At 71.2% G+C, this 23,850-nt stretch carries 22 protein-coding genes and 1 pseudogene; 18 read left to right on the top strand and 5 right to left on the bottom strand.

What is annotated here, in order from left to right:
- Positions 1–31 precede the first annotated feature (31 nt).
- The gene (locus IE278_RS04265) at positions 32–736 is read right to left on the bottom strand and encodes a GAF and ANTAR domain-containing protein (RefSeq protein WP_189768768.1); all 705 of its coding nucleotides are present in this window, start codon (positions 734–736) and stop codon (positions 32–34) included.
- Between the two features lie 242 nt (positions 737–978).
- Between IE278_RS04265 and IE278_RS04260 the strand changes: the two genes are divergently transcribed.
- The 4 genes from IE278_RS04260 to IE278_RS04245 all read left to right on the top strand — a co-directional run bounded on the left by IE278_RS04260 (position 979) and on the right by IE278_RS04245 (position 2,958).
- Positions 979–1,239, top strand: coding sequence for a WhiB family transcriptional regulator (locus IE278_RS04260; protein ID WP_107014992.1), 261 nt, complete (start codon positions 979–981; stop codon positions 1,237–1,239).
- Positions 1,240–1,420: 181 nt separating this feature from the next.
- A complete protein-coding gene (locus IE278_RS04255) occupies positions 1,421–1,771 on the top strand; it encodes a hypothetical protein (protein ID WP_189768767.1) in 351 nt (116 codons plus the stop codon).
- A gap of 136 nt (positions 1,772–1,907) precedes the next feature.
- Positions 1,908–2,333 carry a cell envelope biogenesis protein OmpA gene (locus IE278_RS04250; RefSeq protein WP_246569822.1) on the top strand — a complete coding sequence of 142 codons (426 nt, stop codon included), beginning with the start codon at positions 1,908–1,910 and terminating at the stop codon, positions 2,331–2,333.
- A gap of 133 nt (positions 2,334–2,466) precedes the next feature.
- Positions 2,467–2,958 carry a hemerythrin domain-containing protein gene (locus tag IE278_RS04245; RefSeq protein WP_189768765.1) on the top strand — a complete coding sequence of 164 codons (492 nt, stop codon included), beginning with the start codon at positions 2,467–2,469 and terminating at the stop codon, positions 2,956–2,958.
- A 266-nt stretch (positions 2,959–3,224) separates the two neighbouring features.
- Here IE278_RS04245 and IE278_RS04240 read toward each other — a convergent pair whose 3' ends face one another.
- A complete protein-coding gene (locus tag IE278_RS04240) occupies positions 3,225–3,680 on the bottom strand; it encodes an ATP-binding protein (RefSeq protein WP_373311885.1) in 456 nt (151 codons plus the stop codon).
- 75 nt (positions 3,681–3,755) lie between these two features.
- Positions 3,756–3,929, bottom strand: coding sequence for a CsbD family protein (locus IE278_RS04235; RefSeq protein WP_189768761.1), 174 nt, complete (start codon positions 3,927–3,929; stop codon positions 3,756–3,758).
- 338 nt (positions 3,930–4,267) lie between these two features.
- On the opposite strand from IE278_RS04235, the gene IE278_RS04230 reads away from it, so the two are divergent.
- From IE278_RS04230 to IE278_RS04210, 5 genes are all read left to right on the top strand, one after another.
- Positions 4,268–5,245: an ABC transporter substrate-binding protein gene (locus IE278_RS04230; protein WP_189768759.1), complete on the top strand. Its 978-nt coding sequence runs from the start codon at positions 4,268–4,270 to the stop codon at positions 5,243–5,245.
- Between the two features lie 260 nt (positions 5,246–5,505).
- Entirely contained in the window at positions 5,506–7,326 is a 1,821-nt protein-coding gene (locus tag IE278_RS04225; protein ID WP_189768757.1) for a glycoside hydrolase family 15 protein, read from the top strand.
- A 117-nt stretch (positions 7,327–7,443) separates the two neighbouring features.
- On the top strand, positions 7,444–10,341 hold the full coding sequence (locus IE278_RS04220) for a winged helix-turn-helix domain-containing protein (RefSeq protein ID WP_189768755.1): 2,898 nt from the start codon (positions 7,444–7,446) through the stop codon (positions 10,339–10,341).
- 198 nt (positions 10,342–10,539) lie between these two features.
- Entirely contained in the window at positions 10,540–11,064 is a 525-nt protein-coding gene (locus IE278_RS04215) for a hypothetical protein (RefSeq protein ID WP_189769090.1), read from the top strand.
- A gap of 162 nt (positions 11,065–11,226) precedes the next feature.
- Positions 11,227–11,424: a DUF8691 family protein gene (locus IE278_RS04210; protein ID WP_189768753.1), complete on the top strand. Its 198-nt coding sequence runs from the start codon at positions 11,227–11,229 to the stop codon at positions 11,422–11,424.
- A 54-nt stretch (positions 11,425–11,478) separates the two neighbouring features.
- Here the strand turns inward: IE278_RS04210 and IE278_RS04205 are convergent, their stop codons facing one another.
- Positions 11,479–12,888, bottom strand: a complete 1,410-nt coding sequence (locus IE278_RS04205; protein ID WP_189768751.1) for a DUF2252 domain-containing protein — start codon at positions 12,886–12,888, stop codon at positions 11,479–11,481.
- Between the two features lie 264 nt (positions 12,889–13,152).
- Between IE278_RS04205 and IE278_RS42885 the strand changes: the two are divergent.
- The 7 genes and pseudogenes from IE278_RS42885 to IE278_RS04170 form a co-directional block, all read left to right on the top strand.
- Positions 13,153–13,803: pseudogene (locus tag IE278_RS42885) on the top strand (HdeD family acid-resistance protein); the annotation flags it as partial.
- 499 nt (positions 13,804–14,302) lie between these two features.
- Positions 14,303–15,670 carry a hypothetical protein gene (locus IE278_RS04195; protein WP_246569820.1) on the top strand — a complete coding sequence of 456 codons (1,368 nt, stop codon included), beginning with the start codon at positions 14,303–14,305 and terminating at the stop codon, positions 15,668–15,670.
- A gap of 144 nt (positions 15,671–15,814) precedes the next feature.
- Positions 15,815–16,270 carry an SHOCT domain-containing protein gene (locus IE278_RS04190; RefSeq protein ID WP_189768749.1) on the top strand — a complete coding sequence of 152 codons (456 nt, stop codon included), beginning with the start codon at positions 15,815–15,817 and terminating at the stop codon, positions 16,268–16,270.
- Positions 16,271–16,303: 33 nt separating this feature from the next.
- Positions 16,304–16,756, top strand: a complete 453-nt coding sequence (locus IE278_RS04185) for a DUF7144 family membrane protein (RefSeq protein ID WP_189768748.1) — start codon at positions 16,304–16,306, stop codon at positions 16,754–16,756.
- 226 nt (positions 16,757–16,982) lie between these two features.
- Positions 16,983–17,672 carry a TetR/AcrR family transcriptional regulator gene (locus IE278_RS04180; RefSeq protein ID WP_189768746.1) on the top strand — a complete coding sequence of 230 codons (690 nt, stop codon included), beginning with the start codon at positions 16,983–16,985 and terminating at the stop codon, positions 17,670–17,672.
- Entirely contained in the window at positions 17,669–18,739 is a 1,071-nt protein-coding gene (locus IE278_RS04175; RefSeq protein ID WP_189768744.1) for a threonine aldolase family protein, read from the top strand. Before IE278_RS04180 ends, IE278_RS04175 begins: the two co-directional genes overlap by 4 nt.
- A 392-nt stretch (positions 18,740–19,131) precedes the next feature.
- Complete coding sequence (locus tag IE278_RS04170; protein WP_189768742.1) at positions 19,132–20,097, top strand: YihY/virulence factor BrkB family protein; 966 nt, start codon at positions 19,132–19,134, stop codon at positions 20,095–20,097.
- Positions 20,098–20,145: 48 nt separating this feature from the next.
- Here the strand turns inward: IE278_RS04170 and IE278_RS04165 are convergent, their stop codons facing one another.
- Complete coding sequence (locus IE278_RS04165) at positions 20,146–20,505, bottom strand: hypothetical protein (RefSeq protein ID WP_189768741.1); 360 nt, start codon at positions 20,503–20,505, stop codon at positions 20,146–20,148.
- Positions 20,506–20,751: 246 nt separating this feature from the next.
- On the opposite strand from IE278_RS04165, the gene IE278_RS04160 reads away from it, so the two are divergent.
- Positions 20,752–22,035, top strand: a complete 1,284-nt coding sequence (locus tag IE278_RS04160) for a PucR family transcriptional regulator (protein ID WP_189768739.1) — start codon at positions 20,752–20,754, stop codon at positions 22,033–22,035.
- Positions 22,036–22,172: 137 nt separating this feature from the next.
- The gene (locus tag IE278_RS04155; RefSeq protein ID WP_189768737.1) at positions 22,173–23,816 is read left to right on the top strand and encodes a GMC oxidoreductase; all 1,644 of its coding nucleotides are present in this window, start codon (positions 22,173–22,175) and stop codon (positions 23,814–23,816) included.
- The last annotated feature ends 34 nt before the right edge of the window (positions 23,817–23,850 follow it).

Raw genomic sequence — 23,850 nt, 5'->3', positions numbered from 1 at the left:
GGTCGGCCGGGTCGGACAGGCCGGCCGGGCGTCAGGCGGGTTTCTCGCCGGTCCGGCAGATCTGGCGGGCGATCTCGCGCAGCTTGACGTTGCGGTCCTGCGACGTCTTCTTGAGCACCTTGAAAGCCGTGTCCTCGGTCAGTCCGTAGCGCTCCATCAGGATGCCCATGGCCTCACCGATCTCGTGCCGGGTCTCCATGGCGTGGCTCAGCTGCTGATGCGTACGGGCCGCGGAGAAGGCCACGGCCGCGTGGGAGGCGAGGATCCAGCCGGCCCGCCGCGCGGTCTCGTCGAAGGTGTCCGGCTTGTACGAGTACACGTTCAGGGCGCCGAGATTGTCGTCCTCGGTGAAGAGGAGGAAGCCCATCATGCTTCCCATGCCCAGCTTCCTCAGCTCGGGGGCCAGGCGGGGCCACTGCTTGCTCGGCTCCCGCAGGTCCTCGATGGCGTAGATCTGCTGACGGTCGGTCACCGCGTCGAAGCAGGGGCCTTCCTGCAAGTCCTGCTGGATGCGGTCCGACCGGCGCACCAGGTCGCTGGTGGCCGCCAGTGCGTGCACCTCGCCCTGCCGCACCGTGAGGATGCCGGCCTCGTCACACCCGTTGATCAGGACCTTCGCATGCTCCACGACACGGTCGAGGGTGCCCTGGGCGGAGTCCTGCGCCAGCAGGTCCCTGGCCATCTCCGCCACGGCGATCGCGAACTGCTCCCAGAGTTCGCCCGGCACCTCAGACATCTGTCACCTGCTCTTTTGGTGAAGCATCCCTGGACACCTCGTGAAGGCCCATCTTGCCATCCGGGCGTCCGCGTCGCGCCGGGCCAGGCGTTTCCGTGCGTGAAGTACGTGATCGTCGGCGTCTCGCGGAGGTCCGGGCAGCACTGTCCCACAAGACTTCCTGTTTCACCGGGGCGGTCCTGGGTGACCCGAAGGGGGACCGAACCCCGTGAACAACACCACTGCGACCGAAGGAGGCCCCCATGGAGGGCTGGCGCGAGTACGCGGAATGCCGCACCGTCGATCCCGACCTCTTCTTCCCCATCGGTAGCACAGGCCCCGCGCTTGTGCAGATCGAGGACGCGAAGTCCGTCTGCCGGCGCTGCCCCGTGCGTGAGGAGTGTCTGAACTGGGCGCTCGACACGGGCCAGAGCATCGGCGTCTGGGGTGGCAAGAGCGAGGCCGAACGACGCACTCTGCGACGACGCATCCGCAGCCGCACCTCCCGGGACAACACCGCGTAGCGGGGACGCCGCGCAGGGTGATGTCCGTGGTGCGTGGCGCACGCGGACCTCACCGACCCGGGTCAACGGGAACCCGCTGAGGTAACGGCTCGTCATCACTTACAGGTGTCGGCTCCCGTGACGGGGGCAGACGGGACTGCCTAAGGCAGTTTTCCGCGCCGTACCCCAGCGAGGTGTAGCAGTGAGCCCGCAGCACGACCGAGCGTCCGGTCTCGTCGACGACACGAGCGACGAGGTGGTGGAGCCGTCCGAGGACGAGCGTGACGCATGGCAGCGGGTACGGCGATCCGCGCAGGGAATGCGGCACCACGAGGCGAAGACCGCGTGGGAGGACGCCCGCAAGGCGGCCGAGAAGGGCTCGCGCACCGGCCGGGACGCATTGATCGCGCAGGCGGAGATCGACGAGTGGGAGCGCATCACCGAAGCGCTCTTCGATCACGCCGGGGCGTACGACAGCGCCGACGATCCCTTCGTCCAGGGTGAGCTGGAAGGACGCGCACATCATGCGCCGCCTCCGCCCGCCCGCAGGTGAGGGGCGGCTCCGGGCAGCGGCCCGGAGTGCCCGCGCACCGCGTTGTCAGTGCCCTCAGGAAGAATGCCGAGCAGCGAGAACGTCATCGCTCCAGGCGATACGCGATCGAACCCGTCCCTCGAAAGGCCGCACGCACATGACGTCCACCCTCCACCGCCGTGCCGTGCCGCGAACCTCGGACGGAGCGCCGCTGACCCTGCTGCGATCCGTTCCGCGCACCCCCGCGCCCGCGCCCCTCGGCGCCGGCGGTTCCGAGGTGCTGCGGCTGATCACGGTGCAGCGCGTCCCCGTCTGCCTGACCGTGCACGCCAACGGCCGCCGCCGGTACGGCTACTGGCAGCCGGCCACGGCCGGCTCCGGGTACGGAGGCTGTTATGTGGCCCTGCCCACGGAGGAGTGCGACGCGCTGCACGCGGCGGGCCGGCTGGTGCTGGGCGACCCGGTGATCGACCCCTCGAAGACGACGTATCCGGTGCGTCCCGCGGCCCGCCCCGCCGTGCGTTCCGTGGTGCGTGCCCCGGCGACGGCGGCCGACGTGCCCCGGCAGGCGCTCACCGCCTGACGCCTGCGGCGCCCGGGCAAGGTCCTTCCCCACTGGTGCTTTTCTTCCTCGATCGCGGGGGCACACGTGTCGCTGGACCGTATGTCCGGCGAGATGCCCAGCGAGATTTCCAGCGAGGAAGGCCCAACGCACCATGCCTGAGACACGAGATGTCGTCGAACTCATACTTGAGGACCACCGGAAGATGGAGGACCTCTTCCGGCAGATGCGCAGTGTCGAGGCGGACCGGGCGTCCGCGCTGAAGGAGTTCGCCGACCTCCTGATCGCCCACGCGCTCGCGGAGGAGGCCAAGGTCTACCCCGCCCTCAAGCGCTACCAGGACATCGACGACGAGGAAGTGGAGCACGGCGAGGAGGAGCACGAGGAGGGAAACAAGGCGCTGCTCGCCCTCCTGGAGGTCGACGAGATCGGCTCGGACGAATGGGACGAGAAGCTGGAAGAGCTCGTGGAGGCCATCGCGCACCACACCGACGAGGAGGAGCGGACCATCCTCAACGGGGCGCGGGAGAACGTCGCCATGGAGCGCCGCGAAGAACTCGGCGCGGCCTTTCTCAAGGAGCGGGCGCAGCGACTGAAGTCCGGCTGCGGGTCGGTCGACAACGTACGCGAGATCGTGAAGAACTGACTCCTGCGGACGGCTGCCCGTTCATATCCGAACGGTGAGGTCGTGACCGCTGCGGACGCTTCCCGTGACATCAGAGGATCGGCGGACCGGCTGTACCCCCGGGTGCGGCCGGTCCGACGTGTGTGTCGGACAGGCCCGTACCTGCTCGGCCGTACGCGGGAACGGGCTTCGCGCGGGGTCGGCTGCGCGCGGGGCGGGCTGCGCGCGGAGTGGGGTCGTACGCGGATCCGAGGGCGGCCGTACGCGGCACTCGGGTGGGCCGCGCCCTATCGGCGGGTGAACGGCACCACGGCCGTGATGCGCTTACCGCCGGCCTGGAGTTCCGAGATCGTGATGTCACGGGCGAGACGGCAGACGATCGGCCAGCCATGGCCGCCGGGCCGCATGAAGCCCCGCTCGTCGACGTGCTCCGCCGGCCTGGGGAACTCCTGGCTGCGGTCGCTCACCGACAGCCGTACTTCCTGGTCCTCCAGTGTCACCTCGAACCCGGTGACACCGCCGCCGTGCAGCATCGCGTTGGTCGTCAGCTCCGAGGCCACGAGCAAGGCGTCGACGATGATGTCGTCACCGCCGAGGGCCTCGCGCCGCCGGGACCGACGGGCCTGTGCGAGCGCGTACCTCACCTCTTCGCGCACCTCGGCCGGACTACGGGGTCCGGAGGTGGTGGGCCGGGACGGGACGGCCGCCGCGCCGGTGACGGACGTCCGGTGCTCCATGAGCATTTCTCGCTCCTTCGCCTGAAAAAGAAGCAGGCCCGCCGCAAGAGCATGCGACGGGCCCTCCGCATTAGGTGATCCTCAATGCCGGAATGCGTCCTTGGTCTTCTCCTTGGCCTGGCGGGCGTCACCCTTGGACTGCTCCGCCTTGCCCTCGGCAGTCAGACGCTCGTTGCCGACGGCCTTGCCCAGGGTCTCCTTGACCTTGCCCTTGGCCTGCTCGGTCTTCGCCTTCGACTTCTCGTTCTTGGCCACTGCGGTTCACGTCCTCACTGGTGCTTCGTCCGTGCGATCTACTGTTACGGCTGACCGGAGAGAGCCGGTCCAAACGCGGCCGTTCGAGAATTCGAAGAGAGTCCTCCGAACGGCCGGATCACTCGTGTCGGAAGAAGTGGATTTCGAAATCAAGTTGCGATGGTCGCGTGAAAGCGAGGGGCGCGCGTAAAGGATCTTCGGTGCGTGCCGTCCCTCTCGGAGTGCGCGGCCGGCCTTGTCCTGAGTGCTGACAGCGCGAAAGTAGGCCTGTAGATTCCTGCCGTCACGAAAATGCACAACATAGGCCGAGCCGTAGCACCGAGCTGCAGGAGGAGCCCATGCGAAGGCGCGTTCTCGGGCTTGTCGCCGTGCTGACCACGATCGTCGCCGCGGCCGGTTGCGGCTCTTCCGACTCGGGGGCCGACGGTTCGTCGTCCTCGGACGGGAACAAGACCGCACGGGTCAAGGTCGGCATCATTCCGATCGTCGATGTGGCCCCGCTCTACCTGGGACAGAAGAAGGGATTCTTCGCGAGCCGTGGCATCGAGCTCGACATGGTGAGCGCCCAGGGCGGCGCGGCGATCATTCCCGGAGTGGTGAGCGGCCAGTTCCAGTTCGGCTTCAGCAACACCACGTCACTGATGGTCGCCCAGGTCAAGGGAGTCCCGGTCAGATCCGTGGTGAACGGCGCGGCGTCCAACGGCAAGGTCGGGGGTGACGTCACCGGGGTGGGCGTCAGCAAGGACAGCCCGATCAAGTCGGCCGAGGACCTCGCCGGGCACACGGTCGCGGTGAACACCCTGAAGAACATCGGGGACACCACGGTGCGCGAGTCGGTCCGCGTGGCCGGCGGCGATCCGTCCGAGGTCAAGTTCGTGGAGATCCCGTTCGACCAGATGCCGGCGGCACTGGACGACGGACGTGTGGACGCCGCGTGGATGGGCGAGCCCGCGATGACCATCGCCAAGGCGAAGGGCGCCCGTGTCGTGGCGTCACCGTTCGCCGAGACGGACCCGAAGCTCACCGTGGCCACGTACTTCACCTCGGCCGAACTCGCGAAGGAGGACCCGGACCTGGTGAAGAAGTTCACCGAGGCGATGACCGAGTCCCTCACGTACGCCACCGAACACCCCGACGAGGCACGCCAGGTCCTGACGACGTACACCAAGATCGGCGGCGATGTCCTGGCGAAGCTCACGCTGCCCAGCTGGCCGTCCGAGGTGGACATGGCCTCCCTGGAGAAGCTGGCGTCGCTCGGTGAGCGGGACGGGCTCTTCGGCGACAAGAAGCCGGATCTGGACGCCCTGTTCTCCTGAGCGGCCGGGCGCCCCGTCACTGCCCTCGGGGGCTCCGCCCCCGAACCCCCGGTGCGCAGTTCCCCGCGCCCCTGAAAGACGCCTTCGGGGCGCGTCAGCAAGGCGTGCGGACTCTGCGCCTTGCGTTGCGGCGGGCGATCTCACCCGTCGCGGGGGAGGTCCACGCGGCCCGGCCCGGCGATGTTGGCAGTCGTGGGGCGTGACACGGTGCCGGGACATCCGATGCCCGGGGGCGCTCCGGCCGGAAGGGAGCACCGACCATGCGACGCTATCCCCCCATCGCCGACCACGGACTGGTGGGCGACCTCCAGACCGCCGCACTGGTCTCCTCCGACGGCACGATCGACTGGCTGTGCGCGCCCAGGTTCGACTCGCCCAGTGTGTTCGCCTCGCTCCTCGACCACGAACGCGGTGGTCACTTCACCGTGACCGCCGACACCGCCCAGCCACCGGTGCAGATCTACCTTCAGGACACCGCGATCCTGGTGACCCGTTTCCTGACGGAGTCGGGCGTCGGCGAAGTGATCGACTTCATGCCGGTGGAGCACCCCGAGCGCGCGGCGGGCCGACACCGGGTCGTACGAATCCTGCGGGTGACCCGCGGCCGGGTCCGCTTCTCACTGGAGTGCCGGCCACGCTTCGACTACGGCCGTGCCGGGCACCGCGTCGACCTCGGCACGGACGCCGTGCGCTTCGACGCCCCCGGCGCCCAGGCCGTGGTGCAGACGGTCGGCCCGGTGCGGTGGAGCGGCGACGGCGACGACGTCCGCGGCGAACTGACCATGGAGCAAGGGGATTTCGCCGCCCTCGTCCTGACGGTGGGCGACACCGACGACACCCCCGTATCGCCCCTGACACCCGCGGACGTCCGGGCGCTGTTCGAGAGCACCCGGGACTTCTGGCACGCCTGGGTCCGCCGCAGCCACTACCGCGGACGCTGGCAGGACATGGTGAACAGGGCGGCCATCACCCTCAAGCTGCTCACCTACGCGCCGACCGGGGCCCCCGTCGCGGCACCCACCATGGGGCTCCCCGAACAGATCGGCGGCGGGCGCAACTGGGACTACCGCTACACCTGGGTGCGCGACGGATCGATGTCGGTCGGCGCCCTGCTGGGCCTCGGCCATGTCGAGGAGGCGCACGCCTTCCGCAGCTGGCTCGGCGACCGGGTGAAGGCGGGCCGCACGGTCAGCGGAGAGCCCCTGCAGATCATGTACCGCGTCGACGGCGACCCCGAGCTGCCCGAGGTGCCCCTCGACCACTTCGAGGGCTACCGCGGTTCGGCACCGGTGTACGCGGGCAACGGCGCCGCGGGACAGCTCCAGCTCGACATCTACGGAGAGGCCGTCCTGGCCCTCTCGCACACCGTGCAGGGCGCCGGCAACGCACCGCCGTACGACGGCTGGCTGGCCCTGTCCGGGGTGCTGGACTGGCTGGTCAAGGCCTGGGACCGGCCCGACGAGGGGATCTGGGAGACCCGGGGCGGCCAGAAGGACTTCACCTACAGCCGGCTCATGTGCTGGGTCGCCTTCGACCGGGGCATCCGGATGGCCCGTGACTTCGCCCGGCCCGCCGACGTCCCCGAGTGGACCGCGGCCCGGGACAACATCCTGCGCCAGGTGATGGAGCGCGGCTGGAGCACCCGACGGCAGTCGTTCGTCCAGAACTACGAGGACACCACTCTCGACGCGTCTCTGCTGCTCATGCCCTCCGTGGGGTTCATCTCGCCCAAGGACCCGCGCTGGCTGTCGACCCTCGACGCGATGGAACAGGAACTCGTCTCCGACAGCCTCGTCCAGCGCTACGACCCGCAGGCGTCCCCGGACGGCCTGCGCGGCAACGAGGGCACGTTCTCCCTGTGCAGCTTCCTGTACGTCGACGCGCTGGCGCAGGCGGGTCAGCTCGGCCCGGCCAGGTACGCCTTCGACAAGATGCTCACCTACGCCAACCCCGTGGGCCTGTTCGCGGAGGAGATCGGCTCGACGGGGGAGCAGCTCGGAAACTTCCCGCAGGCGTTCACACACCTGGCGCTCATCACGGCCGCACTCTCCCTCGACAAGGAGATGGACGCCCTCGACTGAGGAACGCGGGGGCGACCCGCGCGACGCGCGGGTACCGGGGAACCCTGGGATGCTGAGGGAGGAGCGCTGGGAGGAGCGCTTGCGCGTATGGGCTGACGAACAGTGGTGGTGAGCGCCATGGCCGGGTTCGAGGAGAGCGATTCGGCACCGACAGCACCACATGCCGACCCCCGGGGCGACCCCTTTCTGCGCACCAGATTCGCCATACCCGCGCGTCCGGCGATGTTCCTCCGCCGCGACCGCCTGGTCCGGCATCTCGACCGGTCCTGCCCGACCCCGCTGACCATGGTCAACGGGGCGGCCGGGGCGGGCAAGACCCTGCTGGTCGCCGACTGGGCCACGGGGCGCACCGAGCCCCTGGCCTGGCTGACCACGGAGGCGACCGACCAGCAACCGGCCATGTTCTGGGCCTACTTCCTCCAGGCCCTGCGGGCCTCCGGCATGCCGCTGTCGGCCGAGCTGAGCTGCCCCGCCGAGGCAGCCGGCGCTACCGACGCGGGCCGCGTGGACCACCCGCTCCTGGCCCGGCTGGCCGCCGAACTCAGCGCCCGGGACCTGCCCGTGACCGTGGTGCTCGACCAGTACGACCGTGTCACCGACCAGGTGATCGCCGAGCAGTTGGAGTTCGTACTGCACCACGCCGGAGCGGGTCTGCGCCTGATCCTCGTCACCCGCACCGAGCCGCTGCTGCCCCTGCACCGCTACCGGGCCGCCGGAGACATGACCGAGATCAGGGACGCGGAGCTGGCCTTCACGCCGCAGGAGGCGGCCGTACTCCTGGAGACACACGGACTGCGTGTTCCCCTGCACGTCGCGAGCGCGCTCGTGGACCGCACCCGCGGATGGGCCGCGGGTCTGCGCCTGTGCGCCCTGGCCGCGAAGGAGAGCCCGAACCCGGAGAGGTACCTCAAGGAGTTCGAGGCCGACCGCTCCACGGTCGCGGACTTCCTCCTGGCGGAGGTGCTCAAGCGGCAGACGCCCGAGACCCAGGACCTCCTGCTGAAGGTGAGCGTCCTCGACGGCTTCAGTCCCGCTCTGGCGAACGCGCTGACGGAACGCGCCGATGCCGAACCGCTCCTGGCCGGGCTGTGTCGCGAGAACGCGTTCGTCGAGGACCTCGGGCACAGCCGGTACCGCCTCCACCCGCTGTTCGGCGAGATACTCCGCGCCCATCTGCGGATGCGCTCACCGGGCCTTGAGCCCGCGCTCCACCGGCGCGCGGCGGCCTGGCTGCGGTCCTCCGGATCCCTCGCCGAGACGCTCGGCCACGGTGTCGCCGCCGGCGACTGGGACTTCACGGCCGGTGCGCTCGTCGACGACCTCGCCATCGGCGAGCTGTTCACCGGCCCTCGCTCCGACGACCTCGCCGCGCTGTTCGCCCCGATGGGACCCGAGGCGACGAGCCCCGCCGCGGATCTCGTCCGCGCGGCCCGCGAACTGTCCCGGAGCGACCTGGAACACGGCCTGACCCACCTGGGGCGGGCCCGGCGGAGCCTTGAAGGGCTTGAGGGGTCCGATGGACTTGCGGAGTCCGAGGGGGACGGCCGTCCGCCGGACGAGGCACCGGGGCCGGTGGCCGCCCGGCTGAGCTGCGAGTTGCTGGAAGCCCTGGCGGCCCGACTGACCGGATCACCGGGGCGGGCGGAGATGGCCGCGCGGGCCGCCGAGGGACTGCGGGAGGAGATCCCCGCCCACCTCCTGGAGAGACACCCCGAGGTCACCGCCCTCCTGCTGACCCACCTCGGCTCCACACGGCTGTGGGCCGGGCGCTTCGAGGACGCGCGCGCGGCGCTGTCCACGGTGACCGAGAGCCCCGGCACGGCTGTGACGGCGGCGGCACGCGAGGAGTGCCTGGGCAGGCTGGCCCTGATCGACTATCTGGACGGCTGGCTCTGCAGGGCGGAACACAAGGCTCTGGAGGCCACGACGACTGCGGCGACGATGGCGACGGCGGCGGCCGGGACGGAGGGGCCCCGGCCCGCGCAGCCGCCCGATGCGGCGCATCCGACCGGCCGTGCGCTCCCGCCCGGCGCGGCGCATCCGTCAGGGCTCGCGCAGGCGCCCCCTTCGGGCATGGCGCGGCTGGTCCTGGCAGCCGTGGCCGTCGAGCGCGGCGAACTCAGCCATGCCCAGGCACTCCTCGACACGACAGACGGCCCGGACGGTCGGGGCGGTCGAGCCGGTCGAGGCGGTCGGCGTGGCCGGGGCGGGTCGGAGGGCGATCCGCTCGACCCGGTGACGGAGGCGAGCCGGGTGATCGTCGCCGCGCGCCTGCTGCTGGCCCGCGGCAAACCGAGCGCCGCACTCGCCGCCGTGGAGAGCGCCGTCCGTGCCGACGTCGTCTCGCCGTGGGCGCAGGGGCACGCCGCGCTGATCGCCTCCGCGGCCCACCTGGCCGAAGGCCGCCCCGAGACGGCCGTCAAGCTGTTGCAGGCGGTCCCCGACGTCCAGGCGGCGTGTGTCGTGGGGGCCGCGCGTGCCCAGCTCGCCGCGGGCAGGCCGGACGAGGCGATCGACCTGCTCGACAGGGTGCGCCCCGAGGGCCGCACCGGCCCTGCGGTGACCGTACGGGCCACCTTGGTACGAGCGGAGGCCGCGGCGCGGACGGGTGACGCGGCGGCGTCGCGCGGACTCGTCGCCCAGGCACTGCGGGAGGCGCGGCGCGAGCGGCTGAGGCGTCCCTTCCTCGAAGTCGGCGCGTGGATCAGGCCTTCTCTGGACACGGCACCCCTGCGGGTACTGGCCGCGGGCTGGCTCGTCCCCGGTGCGCAGCGGCCCGTCGAGGCGCCCCGGTCCGAGGACCGGCCCCCGCCGATGGTCGTGGAGGAACTGAGCGGACGCGAACGCGATGTACTCCAGCGGCTGGCCCGGACGATGTCGACGGAGGAGATCGCCGCCGATCTGTACGTCTCGGTGAACACGGTCAAGACCCACCTCAAGAGCGTCTACCGGAAACTGGCGGTGAACCGGCGCAACGAGGCGGTCCGCCGCGCGCGCGAGTTGCACCTGCTGTGACCGCGGGCGGCTGCGACTGCCGTGATCGCGGGACCGACCCGCCTGCGGCGGACCGACCCGCGCGTGCGGCGGGGCGACCGCGGCTCGTCGGGTCGCCCGCGAAGGGTGAGGCGCCGTCCGGGCTTGTCACGTGCCATGGACTGGACGGCCGGTACGGACACCCCGGCGGACGCCGTCGTCGTCCGAAGGGAGAGCGAGATGTCCGACACCGCACATGCCACACCCAGGGCGGTGCGCACCGCGGAGCGCCGGGCCCGGGCCGACTACGCCGGTGGCGTCTACGGATCCATGCTCGCCGCCTCCGTGATCATCGGAGCCGGCACGCTCGGCTCGTTCCCGCGCCTTGAGCTGGTGCTGCTGTTGCTGCTCACCGGAGTGGCGTTCTGGATCGCGCACGTGCACGCCCAGGTGTTCGGCGCGCGTCTGGTGCAGCAGCGGAAGCTGGACCGCGGGGCCGTCCTGAGCGCGTGCCGCGACGAGTGGCCGATCGTCAAGGCGGCCGTCCCGCCGGCCGTCGTCGTGGCCGCGAGTCCCTTGCTGGGCCTCGGCATGGAGAGCACCGCGTGGCTCGCGGTCGGCGTCGCCGTGGCCGGTCAGGTGGGCTGGTCGACAGCCGCGGCACGACGGGGCGGCGCCTCCCGGCGCCTGATGGCCGTCACCGCCGCGGTGAACCTGTTGCTCGGCCTGCTGATCATCTCGTTCAAGCTGTTCGTGACGCACTGACGCACCGACGCACTGACGTATCGACCCATCGACGTATCGACGTGCTGACGCGCTGGTGGCGTATCACCTTCGCGGGGTGAGGCCGGGCGGTACGGCGAGCCGGACGATCGACATGAGGGGCGCGGACGGGGCCTGTCCCAGGTCACCAGGGAGAAGCAGCTCATGCGCTACGAGATCAGAGTCGACGGAATCATGTCGGAGGCGATGGTCGGTTCCTTCCCGGAACTGGAGCACGTGCTGATGTCCGGCCAGACCGTCCTGTTCGGACCCGTGATCGACGAGGCACATCTGTTCGGGCTGCTGGCCCGCTGCCGGTCGCTGGGCCTCCGGGTGCTGGAGATGCGCCAGCTCCCCGAGTGAGGCCGGCTCCCGGAGTAGGAATCCAGGAATCCCCGGCGTGCGGCGTACGTTCCCTCACAGGCTCTCGGCGCGGACCCTGCCCGAGCGGACGGCGGTGCCCAGGGTCTCGAAGTCCCGCTCGTTCTGGTCGGCGTAGGCCTGCGCGAACCCGGTGAGCGCGCGGTCGAAGCGGTCGCTGCCGCCCAGATAGGCGGCGATGGCCACGGCGTCGCCGGAACGGGCGTGCGCCCGCGCCAGACAGGCACCGCACAACTGCCCGAACAGGCTCAGCAGCCCGGGGTCCATGGTCTCCGGCCGGGCGATGCCCTTCCAGTCCCGCAGCTGCCGTACGTAGAAGTCCCGGCTCCGGCCGTCGAAGCCCACGACGTTCGTCCAGCCCAGGAAGATGTCACTGGTCGTCTGGATCAGCCGCTGTCCCGCCACCACACGGCGGCCCTGGTTGTCGTAGTGGTCGCCGCCCGTGTGCGCGGCGAGAACCGACTCCTGCGCCTCCTTGGCCTGCAGCAGCAGGGGATCCCCGTCGTCCCTGCCGAGCATCAGCAGGATCCAGCAGCGTGTTCCGACGCTTCCGACGCCCACGACCTTCCGGGCCATGTCCACGAGCCGGTAGCGGCGCAGCAGATGGCGGCGCTCGGAGGACAGGGTCCGCGCGTACCCGTCCACGACGGTCCGCAGCTCCTTCTCCTCATCGTCCTCGGAGGTGTCCGTGAGCAGATCCCGCAGCGGAGTGATCAGCGGTGGGTCCGGTGTGATCCGCCTGCCCTCGGCGGTGACCCGGGTGAGCTTCTCGAAGGCCTGGAGATGTGTGCGGGTCCTGGCCTTCGCCGAGGCGTCGGCGGTACGGCGCCTGGCCCGTTTGTCCATCGACGAGGCCAGCAGTTCCCGCATCCGGTCGACGTCGTCCTGCGCGTACCAGATGTCGAGCGTGCTCATGCCGGCGAACGCCCGCATCCGCTGCCGGTACGCCTGTACGCAGGCCCGGACCACGCGGTCCTGCTTCTTGACCGAGAACCCGTTGGCGCGCGCGGCGATCGCGAGGCTGGCCGCCAGCCGCTTGACGTCCCATTCGAAGGGCCCGGCCAAGGTCTCGTCGAAGTCGTTGATGTCGAACACCAGGTGCCGCTCCGGCGAGGCCAGCAGCCGGAAGTTGAGAAGGTGGGCGTCACCGCAGAGCTGCACGGTCAGGCCGGTGTTCGGGACGGGCCCGAGGTCCGCTGCCATGATCGACGCGGCGCCCCGGTAGAAGCGGAACGGCGACTCCAGCATGCGTCCGTAGCGGATCGGCACCAACTCGGGCAGCCGTGACCGCGACTGGCGCTCTATCACCTCGACGGGGTCGGGCCGGTCCTGCTCGGCCTCGAACCAGCCGTGACACGAACGGGAGGCCCGCTTGCGCGCGTCCCTGCCGTACGCCGCCCTCTCGGCGGGGGGCAGGGAAGGCGTGAAGGCGATCGGTATGGCCATGGCGCGAACCTCCTGAACCGTCCGGACGGTGCCCATGCGCACCCGGGCCGTGCGCACCTGGGCCAGGGGCACCCGAACCATGCGCACCCGAGCCACGCGCACCTGTACCGAGCGCCTCCACCTCATCGTCCCCCCGGCGGGCCGGGATCACCCGTCGGGGGTGATCCCGCCCCGCCAGGGGGGAGCGACGCTGACGGTCGAAGTCACCACACCGCCCAGGCGGCGGTCCGTCCGCGGCGCCGTTCGGCCGAGCGAGGAGGAGCCATGACCGTGTCGCGTGGTCCGGCAGCGCGTTCAGGACCGGCTCACCGCTCCGACGGGGCGGCCCCGGGGGCGTCGGCCGACCCGGCGGAGGTGCTGGCGAGGCTGGGGCGCTCCTGGACCTGGATCCTCGGTTCGGCGCTGGCCACGCTCGTGCCGGGCATCTTCGTACTGGTCTGGCCGGACGAGACGCTGCACGTCCTCGCGGTCCTGATCGGGCTCTACCTGCTGATGACCGGCGGCTTCCGGTTCGTCGCCTCCTTCGCCCGCGACGACCTCGGCGAACGGCTGCCGGGGCTGCTCCTGTCGGTGCTGTACGTCCTCGCCGGGGTGCTCTGCCTGCGGAACCCGCTGCAGACGATCGCCGCGCTCTCGCTGATCGTCGGGGTCGTCTGGCTGGTGTCCGGCATCCTCACCCTCTACACGGCGATCGTCGCCAAGGGCCTGCCCCACCGCGGTTTCCTCTTCGGCGCGGCGGTGATCGCCGTCCTCGCCGGGATCGTGGTGCTGGCCCTGCCGACCGAGTCGGCCCGGGCCCTGACCCGGCTGCTCGGCCTGTGGCTCGTCCTGCTCGGACTGGTGGAGGTGGCCATCGCCCTCGCCTGGCGAGCCGCGTACGGCAAGGAGCGCGCGACGAGCGCGGCCACCCCGGCTGCCCCGGCAACCCCGGGAGCCCCGGCAACCCCGGGAGCCGTGGCCACCCCGGCCACCCCAGCAGCCCCGGCTGCCTCGGCCGGCGAGGCCGAGCCGGCGAATCCCGTCGGCTCCACCGGCTCCACCGGCTCCACCGGCTCCACGGGCTCCACCGGCGCTCCTGGCCCCACCGGCCCCACGAGCTACGCAGGCCCTGCCAGCCCTGCCGGCTCTGCCAGCCCCGCCAGCCCTCCAAGCTCTGCAGGCCTCGTCGGCCCCGCAGGCCCCGCGAAACCCGCCGGGACCGACTGACCCCCCACTAGCCCCGCGCCACCCCCGCACGCCCCTCACCGACCTCCGTTGGCGGCACCTCCCGCCTCCTCCGGCGCCGGTCCGCCGCAGGGGTCCGGCGCCGGCCCGCCGCAGCCTCCGTAACCGCGCAGCGTCCGCAACCCGCCGCAGCCTCCGTAACCCGTCGGCAGCACACCGCTGCCAGGGCGCACACCTCCGAGGAGGAGCCATGGTCCCGGACGTCCCGGACAGCAGCGCCGTACCGTCCCGCCCCGGCGGGGCCGAGAACGCCGCTCATGTCCTGACCGCCGAGGAACGCTCGGAGTACGAGCGGCTGCGCCGGGCCGCGACCCTGCGCCACCGGCGGGTACGCCGGCTGGGCGCCGCGATCCTGCTCCTGGTGACGCTCCTGCTCGCACCCCTGGCGGTCGTCGCCGCCTGGGTGCACGACACGGTCTCCGACACCGACCGTTACGTCGCGACCGTCGCGCCGCTGGCCTCGGACCCCGCCGTCCAGAAGGTGGTGACCGACCGGCTGACCGACCGCGTGGTGCGACAGGTGGACGTCGAGGCGGTGACGGCTGCGCTCACCGAGGTGCTCGCGGACTCCGGGGCGCCGCCGCGCGTGGTGGCCGGCTCCGAGGCCCTGACCGGCCCGCTGACCTCCGCCGTACGGACCGTCGTGCGGCGCAATGTCGAACGAGTGGTCACCAGCGACCTCTTCGAACAGGTGTGGGAGGGGTCGAACCGGCGGGCGCACGCCGCCGTCCTGGGCATGCTCACCGGGGAACGGCACGGCGCCCTCCGCGCCACGGACGACGCCGTCGAGCTGGACATCGGATCCGTGGTCGACGAGGTGCGCCAACGCCTCGTCGACCAGGGCTTCGAGAAGGCCGCCGCCATCCCGGACAGCGACCGGACCGTGACCCTGTTCCGGACCGAGGAACTGGCCAAGGCGCAGGACACGATGCGGCTGCTGGACATCCTCGGCACGTGGCTGCCCGTGCTCACCGTCGCCCTCGCCGCCCTGGCGGTGTGGACCGCGCCCAGACACCGGTCGATGCTGCTGGTCACGGCGGTCGGCATCGGTCTGATGATGGTGGTGCTGCTCATCGCGCTGGCGGCCGTGCGCCGGGTGTACCTGGACACGGTCCCGGCCGTCACCCTGCCCCCGGACGCCGCCGCGGCGATCTTCGACACCTTCGTACGTTTCCTGCGCGACAGCACGCGCACGCTGCTCGTCGTCGCCGTGATCACGGCACTGGCCGCGTATCTGTACGGTCCGGGGCGGGCGGCCGTCGGCCTGCGGAGCGCGGCCCGGCGTGGCGCGGGTGCGGCGGGGCGGGGGCTGAGCCGGGCGGGTATGCGCGTCGGTCCTGTGGGCCGCCGGCTGGCCGCCCGCCGGTCGTGGGCCACCGGCGTCGTCATCGGGGCGGGCGCCCTGGCCCTCGTCCTGTGGAACCACCCGACGGTCGGCGCCGTGGCGCTCGTCCTCGGCCTGGTCCTGGTGGCACTGGCCGCGGTGGCGGTGCTGGTCGCCGTCGCGGCGTCCGCCCCGCCACGGGACGGCGCGGCCTCCGGTCATGCCGCCCCGTGAACCGGCCGCGGCCGGAACGCCCGCGCCCGCGCGGTACGTGGCCGGTCCTCTCACCCGCTCCGGGTGAGGCTGTCGGCTCTTTGACCGGGGCACGCTGAAATCGGTGGAAAACGGCTGGGCGCACGCCCAGGACGGAGGAAAGACATGTACCTCGCCTACGACTATCCGCTCATGAGCGTCTTCTGGTCCATGCTGGTCTTCTTCCTGTGGATCATGTGGTTCGTCCTGCTGTTCCGGATCGTCGTCGACATCTTCCGGGACGACGACATGAGTGGCTGGGGCAAGGCCGGCTGGCTGGCCTTCGTGGTCCTCCTGCCGTTCCTCGGCGTCTTCGTCTACGTGATCGCCCGGGGCAAGAACATGGGCCACCGCGAGGTAGCACAGGCGCGTGCGCAGCAGCAGGCCTTCGATTCGTACGTCCGGGAGACGGCCCGCGGCTCGGACCGGCCGAGCAGCGTCGACGAACTCGCCAGGCTGTCCGAGATCAAGGCCCGCGGCGACATCACGGAGGAGGAGTTCCACCGGGCGAAGGAGCTGGTGCTGAGCGGCTCCGGTACCTCGGGACGTACGGGCGCCACGCATGCGGCGGCCGGTCGCTGACCGCATCGCACGACTCTGAAACGAGGCATCGGTATGACTGCGACACACACCGGTCACACGCAAACGCACTCGACCAAGCGTCACTGGGCCGAAGGCCTGACGGTCTTCGCGGCCATCATGCTCATGATCGCGGGTGTGCTCGACATACTCCGCGGGATCATGGCCATCGCCGAGGACGATCTCTTCGTCAACACACCCAACTACGTCTTCGAGTTCGACCTCACCTCCTGGGGCTGGATCCATCTCGCCCTGGGTGTCGCGGCCGTGATCGTCAGCATCGGTCTCTTCCAGGCGTCGACCTGGGCGAGGGTCGCCGGTATGGCCATCGGTGGTCTCATCATCATCGGGAACTTCCTCTCGATGCCGTACTACCCGGTCTGGTCGATCGTGATGATCGCCTTCTCGGGGTTCATCATCTGGGCCCTGAGCGTGGTCCGGGAGGAGGACTTCGACGAGTCGTTCTCGACGCCACCGCGGAGCCGGTGAGGAGAGGGCCCCGGCACGGGCGGTGAACCGCACGGCCCGTGCCAGGCCCCGCACGTGCTCCGTGCGCGCGCTCCGCGCGCTGTGACCCGGTCGCCCCTTGGGGGAGGCCGGGTCACCCGCGTTCGCGGGCGCGCCGCTCAGTGCGTCGCGCCGCCGAACACGACGCCACCGCGCACTCACTGCTACCCACGACGCGTCCGATACGGCGTACCGTACACTGACACGCATGCCACGGAACTCCCCGTCCCTGGACCGTGCGACCCCCGACCGGATCGCCGAGACAGCCCTGCGACTGGTCGACGAGGCCGGCCCCGAAGCGCTGACATTCCGCGCGCTGGCCGCCCGGCTCGGCATCTCCCTCGCCTCCCTCCAGCGCCGCTGCACCGATCTGGCCGGTCTGCTGGACCTGTGCACCGACCATCTGGCCGCCCGGCTGCCCGAGATCGAGCCGGGCACCGACTGGGCCGAGGCCACCGAGACGCGGTTCACCGCCCTGTACCGCCTGCTGTCGGCCCATCCGGGGCTGGTCGCGCTGCGGGGCTCCCGCCCCTGGCTCGGCCCGCACCTGCTGGCCCGTCTCGTCGAGCCGCAGCTCGCGGACAGCCTCGCGGCCGGGATGACCCACGAGGAGGCGATCACCGTCTACCGGCGCGTCTACCTGCTCACCCTCGGCAGCGCGAGTTTCGTGGACCACCGTGATCCCAGGGCCACCCAGGCGCTCACCCGTACCGCCCTGGCCTCCCTCGACCCGGCGGACTACCCGGCGCTGACCGGTGACGTGGCGGCGATCCTGCCCGTCCTGACCGACCACGAGGTCTACTACGGGGCCCTGCGTCAGCTCGTCACCGCCGCCGACCCGACGCGCGCGGCCCCTCACCGCACCCCTCTCAACGGAAAGTCAGGACCCACGGCATGAGCAACAGCACGACCGCCGCCCCCACTCCCGCCGCCGCCCGTACCTTCAGCAGCGACAACGCGGCCGGCGCCTCCCCGGAGATAGTCGACGCGGTGGTCCGGGCCGCCTCGGGACCGGCCTCGCCCTACGGGTCGGACGGCATCACGGCCGGTGTCCGCGGCAAGCTGTCCGAGATCTTCGAACGGGACGTCGACCTTCTGATCGTCTCCACCGGCTCCGCCGCGAACGCCCTGAGCCTGGCCGCGCTCACCCCGCCCTGGGGCAGCGTCCTGTGCCACCGCGACAGCCACATCAACAACGACGAGTGCGGCGCGCCGGAGTTCTACACCGCGGGCGCGAAGCTCGTACCCCTCGGCGGCGACGACGCGAAGATCGACGCGGACGAACTCCGCGCGGCCGTCCGCAACAAGGCCGGGGACGTGCACAGTGTGGAGCCCTCCGTGGTGAGCCTCACCCAGGCCACCGAGACCGGCTCCGTCTACTCCCTCGACGAACTGCGCACCCTCGGCTCCATCGTGAAGGAGCCCGGCCTGCGGTTCCACATGGACGGCGCGCGCTTCGCCGGGGCCGTCGCGGCCCTCGGGGCCAGCCCGGCCGAGCTGACCTGGAAGGCCGGGGTCGACCTGCTGTCGTTCGGAGCCACCAAGAACGGCACGATGACCGCCGAGGCGATCGTCGTCTTCGACCGCTCCCTCACCGCCGAGCTCGGCTTCCGCGCCAAGCGGGCCGGTCAGCTCGCCTCCAAGATGCGCTTCCACGCCGCCCAGCTCGACGCGTATCTGACGGACGACCTGTGGCTGCGCAACGCGACCCACGCCAACGCGATGGCCGCCCGCCTCCAGGACGGCGTCAAGGCCATACCGGAGGTCGATCTCCTCGGCGCCGCCGAGGCCAACATCCTCTTCTGCCGGCTGCCCCAGCAGGTCACCGAAGGGCTGCTGGCCGACGGGTACACCTTCTACCACGACCGCTGGGAGCCCGGCGTGGTCCGCTTCGTCACCTCCTTCGCGACGACCCCGCAGAGCATCGACGACCTCCTCCAGGACATCCGCCGCCACGCCGGCTGACCCGCCCGCAAGGTCACCCCGGCCTCAGTCGCCGCGGTGACGCCAGTACCAGAGGCCGGCGGCGACGAAGGCGCAGAAGAAGGCGACGGGCAGGATCAGCCCGGGAATGCGGGCCGCGCTCACGAAACCGCCTTCGGGAGGGCGCGCGGCGATGCGTCGATGGGTTCCATGCGTGTGCGACTCCGCTGTGGTGGGGGTACTGGGGGCGCTGGAGCGCTGTGCGGCGTACCGGGAACGCGGGAGCCGGGGTGGGTTCCGCGCCCCGGACGGCGTCGGCCCCATGATGGCGGAACCGACCGGGATCGGGCCCGTTCCGGACGTGGCCGGATGTGTGTGCGATCATCTGCCGTTCGGCTCCGGTCGCCGGACGGACGACTTGAGGAGACATCGCGATGGGTACCGCCGTACACGTCCCGCAGACCCGGGACATGATCGGGGAGGAACTCTCCGGCGACGAGGCACTCACCGCGCTGCGCCGCTACGGAGGCCGGCGCCTCCTGGTGGACGCGTTCGCCCGCTTCCGCTACGCCGACGGCTTCACCAACGCGCGCTCCCTCGCCTTCCAGGTGGTCCTCGGCATGGTGCCGTTCACCATCGCCCTGGTGGGGGTCGCCACGACCGTCCACACCGAGAGCATCGGCCGGATCATCGAGCTGACCCTCGGCCGGATCGTGCCCGGCGCCAGCGCCGACCTGGTCGAGGAGGCCCTGGACAAGACGGCCCGCAGCGCCGGATCCGGCATCTGGGGCGCCCTCGCGATGTGGCTGGGCCTGGCCTTCGCCGTACTCAACCTGGCCTCGGCGATGGGTCAGGTCGAGCGGGGTGCCAACCGGATATACGGCATCGAGCGCGACCGGCCGTTCCTCACCAAGTACGGCCGGTCCCTGCTCCTCGCCCTCACCGCGGGCATGCCCCTCGTGCTGGGCTTCCTCGTCCTCGTCGCCGGTGACGCGGTGGGGGAGTCGGTGGTGGAGGCCCTCGGCTGGTCCCGGGGCAGCCTCGACTGGTGGGGGCCGCTCGAAGTGCCCCTGGGCGTGGTGCTGGTGTGGGTCGCCTCCGCGGTGATCTTCCGCTGGGCTCCGCGCCGGGACCAGCCCGGCTACACCTGGCTGGCCTTCGGCTCGGCGGTCCATCTGGTGCTGTGGGTCGCGGCCACCTGGCTGCTGGCGCTCTACGTCGCCAAGAGCGGGTCGTTCGGTGCCGTCTACGGGCCCCTCACCGCGTTCGTGGCCCTGCTGCTGTGGGCCAACCTCACCGGGATCGCGCTCTTCCTCGGGGTGGCCTTCGCCGCCCAGCTCGAAGCGGCCCGCGCCGGCATCACCGACGCCGTGGAACCGGACCCGGGCTCCGGCCCCTGACCGTCGCACAACAGCCCCTGACCCGCCGCACGGCGCAGAGGGGCCAGGTCATCGCCGCTGGGCGGCCGGCGTGTGGGTCCGGTAGTCGTAGTACGCCCACAGCGCGACCGCCACGACAGCGGTGGCCGCGACCGCCAGCACGCGCGCCACACCCGAGGTGGTGTAAGCGGCCAGACCGGTCAGGGCGGCCCCGCACAGCATGATCGCGCGGCTCACGAGACGCTGGCGGGGCCTCTGCGGCTCCTCCCGGTCCGTGAGGTCGTGCAGGGCGTCCTGGGCCGGATGCCCGGAACCGCGCCGTGCGCGGGCCCGGTACGTCAGCGCGTAGCTGATCAGTGCGTACAGGGCGATCGCGCCCAGGGCCCAGAGCCAGCCTTCGGGGTCCCCGCCTCCACGTGCCAGATACATGACACATCTCCTCCCGTTCGGCTTCCGGATGCCCCTGAAACCCCGGGGCACGCAGGACGCCTGTCACGGGCCGATGGAAAAGAACGTCGCAGAACCCTAGGGACCGACTGGACGGTATGTCATTCTACGGGGCAGGACGAGACAGGTGCCGACCATCGCAGGGAGCCGCGGCCGACAGCCGGCCGCGTACGGACCGCTGTGAGCGCACCACCACGGAGCACCGAGCCGACGCCCCGGGAGAACGCGATGCAGCAAGCCCTACGGTCCCGAGCCGAACTCGGTCACGGACCGCTGTCCGCCGCGGTGTCGCGTGCCCCCAAGGTCCGTTCACTGATCGACGCCGACGCCCTTCGCGTGCTGCACCGCTCGGCCCGGGTGCTCCTGAACAACCTGCCGGAGCTGACCGACCGTCTGGTGGCGGCGCTGCGTGAACGGGAACCCGCGTACCGCAGCACCCTGGAGAGCGATCCCGCGGGCACCTGGCAGGAGGTGCACCGATCGCTCCGGCACAGTGTCGGCTCGCTGCTCGACCCGCGCAGCGCCCGGGACGCCGCCCTGCGCTGCTCATGGAAGATCGGCGCCTCGCGTGCCGAGCAGGGGCTGCCGCTGGACGCGCTGCTGCACGCCTTCCGGCTCGGCGGATCCCTGATCTGGCAGTCGCTGGTCGAGGAGACCTCACGGACCGCCCCCGAGGACGTCCGCCTGCTCGTCCATGTGGCCGCCGACGTATGGAACTTCGTCGACGAGCACTGCACCCTCGTGGCGGACGTCTACCGGAAGGTGGAGCGGCAGCACGCCTGGCGCCAGGAGCACCGGGTGCGCCTGCTGACCGCCGCCCTGCTCGACGGTACGAGCCGGATCGCGGACGTCGCCGAGACGGCCGAGGCCCTGGACCTGCCGGAGCAGGGCCGGTACGCCGTCGTCGCCGTCGCGGGCGGACGCCAGGCGGGCCGCACATCCGTGCCCGGTGTCGTCGTCCCGGCCGGTGCGCGCGTGTACTGGCACACGGGAGTGGAGGTCGACCACTGCATCGTCCTGGTCGGCGACGGCGGCGGCGAAGGCGACCGGGACGAGCCGACGGTGGGACTGACCGCGCCCGCCGGCACGAGAGTCGGTGTCGGGCCCGTCGTGGCGGGCCTCGCCGCGGTCGGTGACGCCCGCAGGCTGGCGGACATGGCCCTGAGCATGTGCGCGGACGACGGCGGCACCGTACGGCTGACCGAGCAGCTGCCGGCCGCCCTCGTGATGTCGTGCCCGGAACTGGGCGGCGCGCTGGCCGAGAAGGTCCTCGGGCCGCTGCTGCGGCTGGAGCCGTCCGACCGCGACATCCTGCTGGACACCCTGGCCGCGTGGCTCGACTGCGACGGCTCGGCGCAGCGGGCGAGCGTCCGGCTGTACTGCCATCGCAACACCGTCCTCAACCGGCTGAAGAGGTGCGAGCAGTTGACCGGGCGGTCGCTCGCCCGCCCGGCGGACATGGTCGAGTTCAGCCTCGCGCTGACCGCCCGGCGCCTGCTGCGCGACACGTGACATCCCCTCACCCACGGGACGGGCGGTGCGTGTTGCCCCGTATGTGATCGTTCGAAAGTTACCTCAGGGTATGGCGTGACTTCTCACGAGGGTGCCAGTAGAACCCGTTTCACTCTATGGAGAGTGAGGAGCCGCGCATGAACGACGATTCCCCACGTGGGACGGGCCTGAGAGGTGTGTCCCGGCGAAGATTCATCACTGGAACTGGTTCTGTTCTCGGATCGGCCGCGCTCGCCGGGCAACTGGGTCCGGCGCACGCCGCCACCCCGGCCGCTGCGGCGGTGATCGAACCCGGCGCGCGGGTGCCCGCCCTCGTGATCGGTACCGGATACGGCGGCTCGGTGGCCGCCCTGCGCCTGGCCCAGGCGGGCGTCGACGTGCACATGGTCGAGATGGGCATGGCCTGGGACACCCCCGGGTCCGACGGCAAGATCTTCGCCAACACGACGAGCCCCGACTACCGGTCCTACTGGCTGCGCACCCGGACGAAGCAGCCCCTGAGCAACTTCCTCGGCTTCCCCATCGACAGGGACGTCCCCCGCTACACCGGGATCCTGGACGCCGAGGAGATGGGCGGCATCATCGTCTACCAGGGCCGCGGAGTCGGCGGCGGCTCGCTGGTCAACGGAGGCATGGCGGTCACCCCGAAGCGGGAGAACTTCGCCGCCGTCCTGCCGTCGGTCGACGCCGGCCCGATGTACTCCGTCTACTACCCGCGCGCCAACGCGGGTCTCGGGGTCGGCACGGTCGACCCGACGTGGTTCGAGACCGCCGACTGCTACCAGTACGCGCGGGTCGGCCGTAAGCACGCGGAGCGTTCGGGCTTCCCGTTCGTCTTCGTGCCCGACGTCTACGACTGGGACTACATGGAGCAGGAGGCCGCCGGGACCGTACCGAAGTCCGCACTCGCGGGCGAGATCCTCTATGGCAACAACTACGGCAAGAAGTCCCTGCAGAAGACCTACCTCGCCAGGGCGAAGGCGACCGGACGGGTCTCCGTCTCACCACTCCACAAGGTCACCTCGGTGGCCCCGGCCGCCGGTGGCGGCTACACGGTCGTCATCGACCAGCTCAACACCACAGGCGGCACCACGGCCACCAAGACCGTCACCGCGGACCGGGTGTTCTTCGCGGCCGGCAGCGTCGGCACCAGCAAGCTCCTGGTCAGGCTCAAGGCCACCGGCGCACTGCCCGGCCTCAACAGCGAGGTGGGCAAGGGCTGGGGCGACAACGGCAACGTGATGTGCGGCCGCGCCAACCACCTCTGGGACCCCACCGGCGCCCTGCAGTCGTCCATCCCCTGCTCCGGCATCGACAACTGGGCCGCGGGCGGCGCCTTCGCCGAGGTGGCCCCCCTGCCCACCGGCATCGAGACCTACGCCTCCTTCTATCTGTCGATCACCAAGAACCCCCACCGCGCGCAGTTCTCGTACAACGCGGGGACGGGCGGCGTCGACCTCAACTGGCAGACGGCCTGGAAGCAGCCGTCCATCGACATGGCCAAGACGATCTTCGACAAGATCAACGCCAAGGAGGGCACGATCTACCGGACCGACCTGTTCGGCACCTACAAGATCTGGGGCGACCACCTCACGTACCACCCCCTCGGGGGCGCGGTGCTCAACAAGGCGACGGACAACTACGGCCGCCTGCACGGACATCCGGGGCTGTACGTCATCGACGGCGCGCTCATCCCGGGCAACACCAGCGTCAACCCGTTCGTCACCATCACGGCGCTCGCCGAGCGCAACATCGAAGCGATCGTCGCCGCGGACCTGTAACGGCACCGGGGTCACACAACCGGGACCGCCCGGA

Origin of the sequence: Streptomyces tauricus (assembly GCF_014650955.1) — a bacterium.
GTDB lineage: Bacteria > Actinomycetota > Actinomycetes > Streptomycetales > Streptomycetaceae > Streptomyces > Streptomyces tauricus.
The sequence above is the reverse complement of the archived record's forward strand: the minus strand, read 5'-3'. Positions and strand labels throughout refer to the sequence as shown.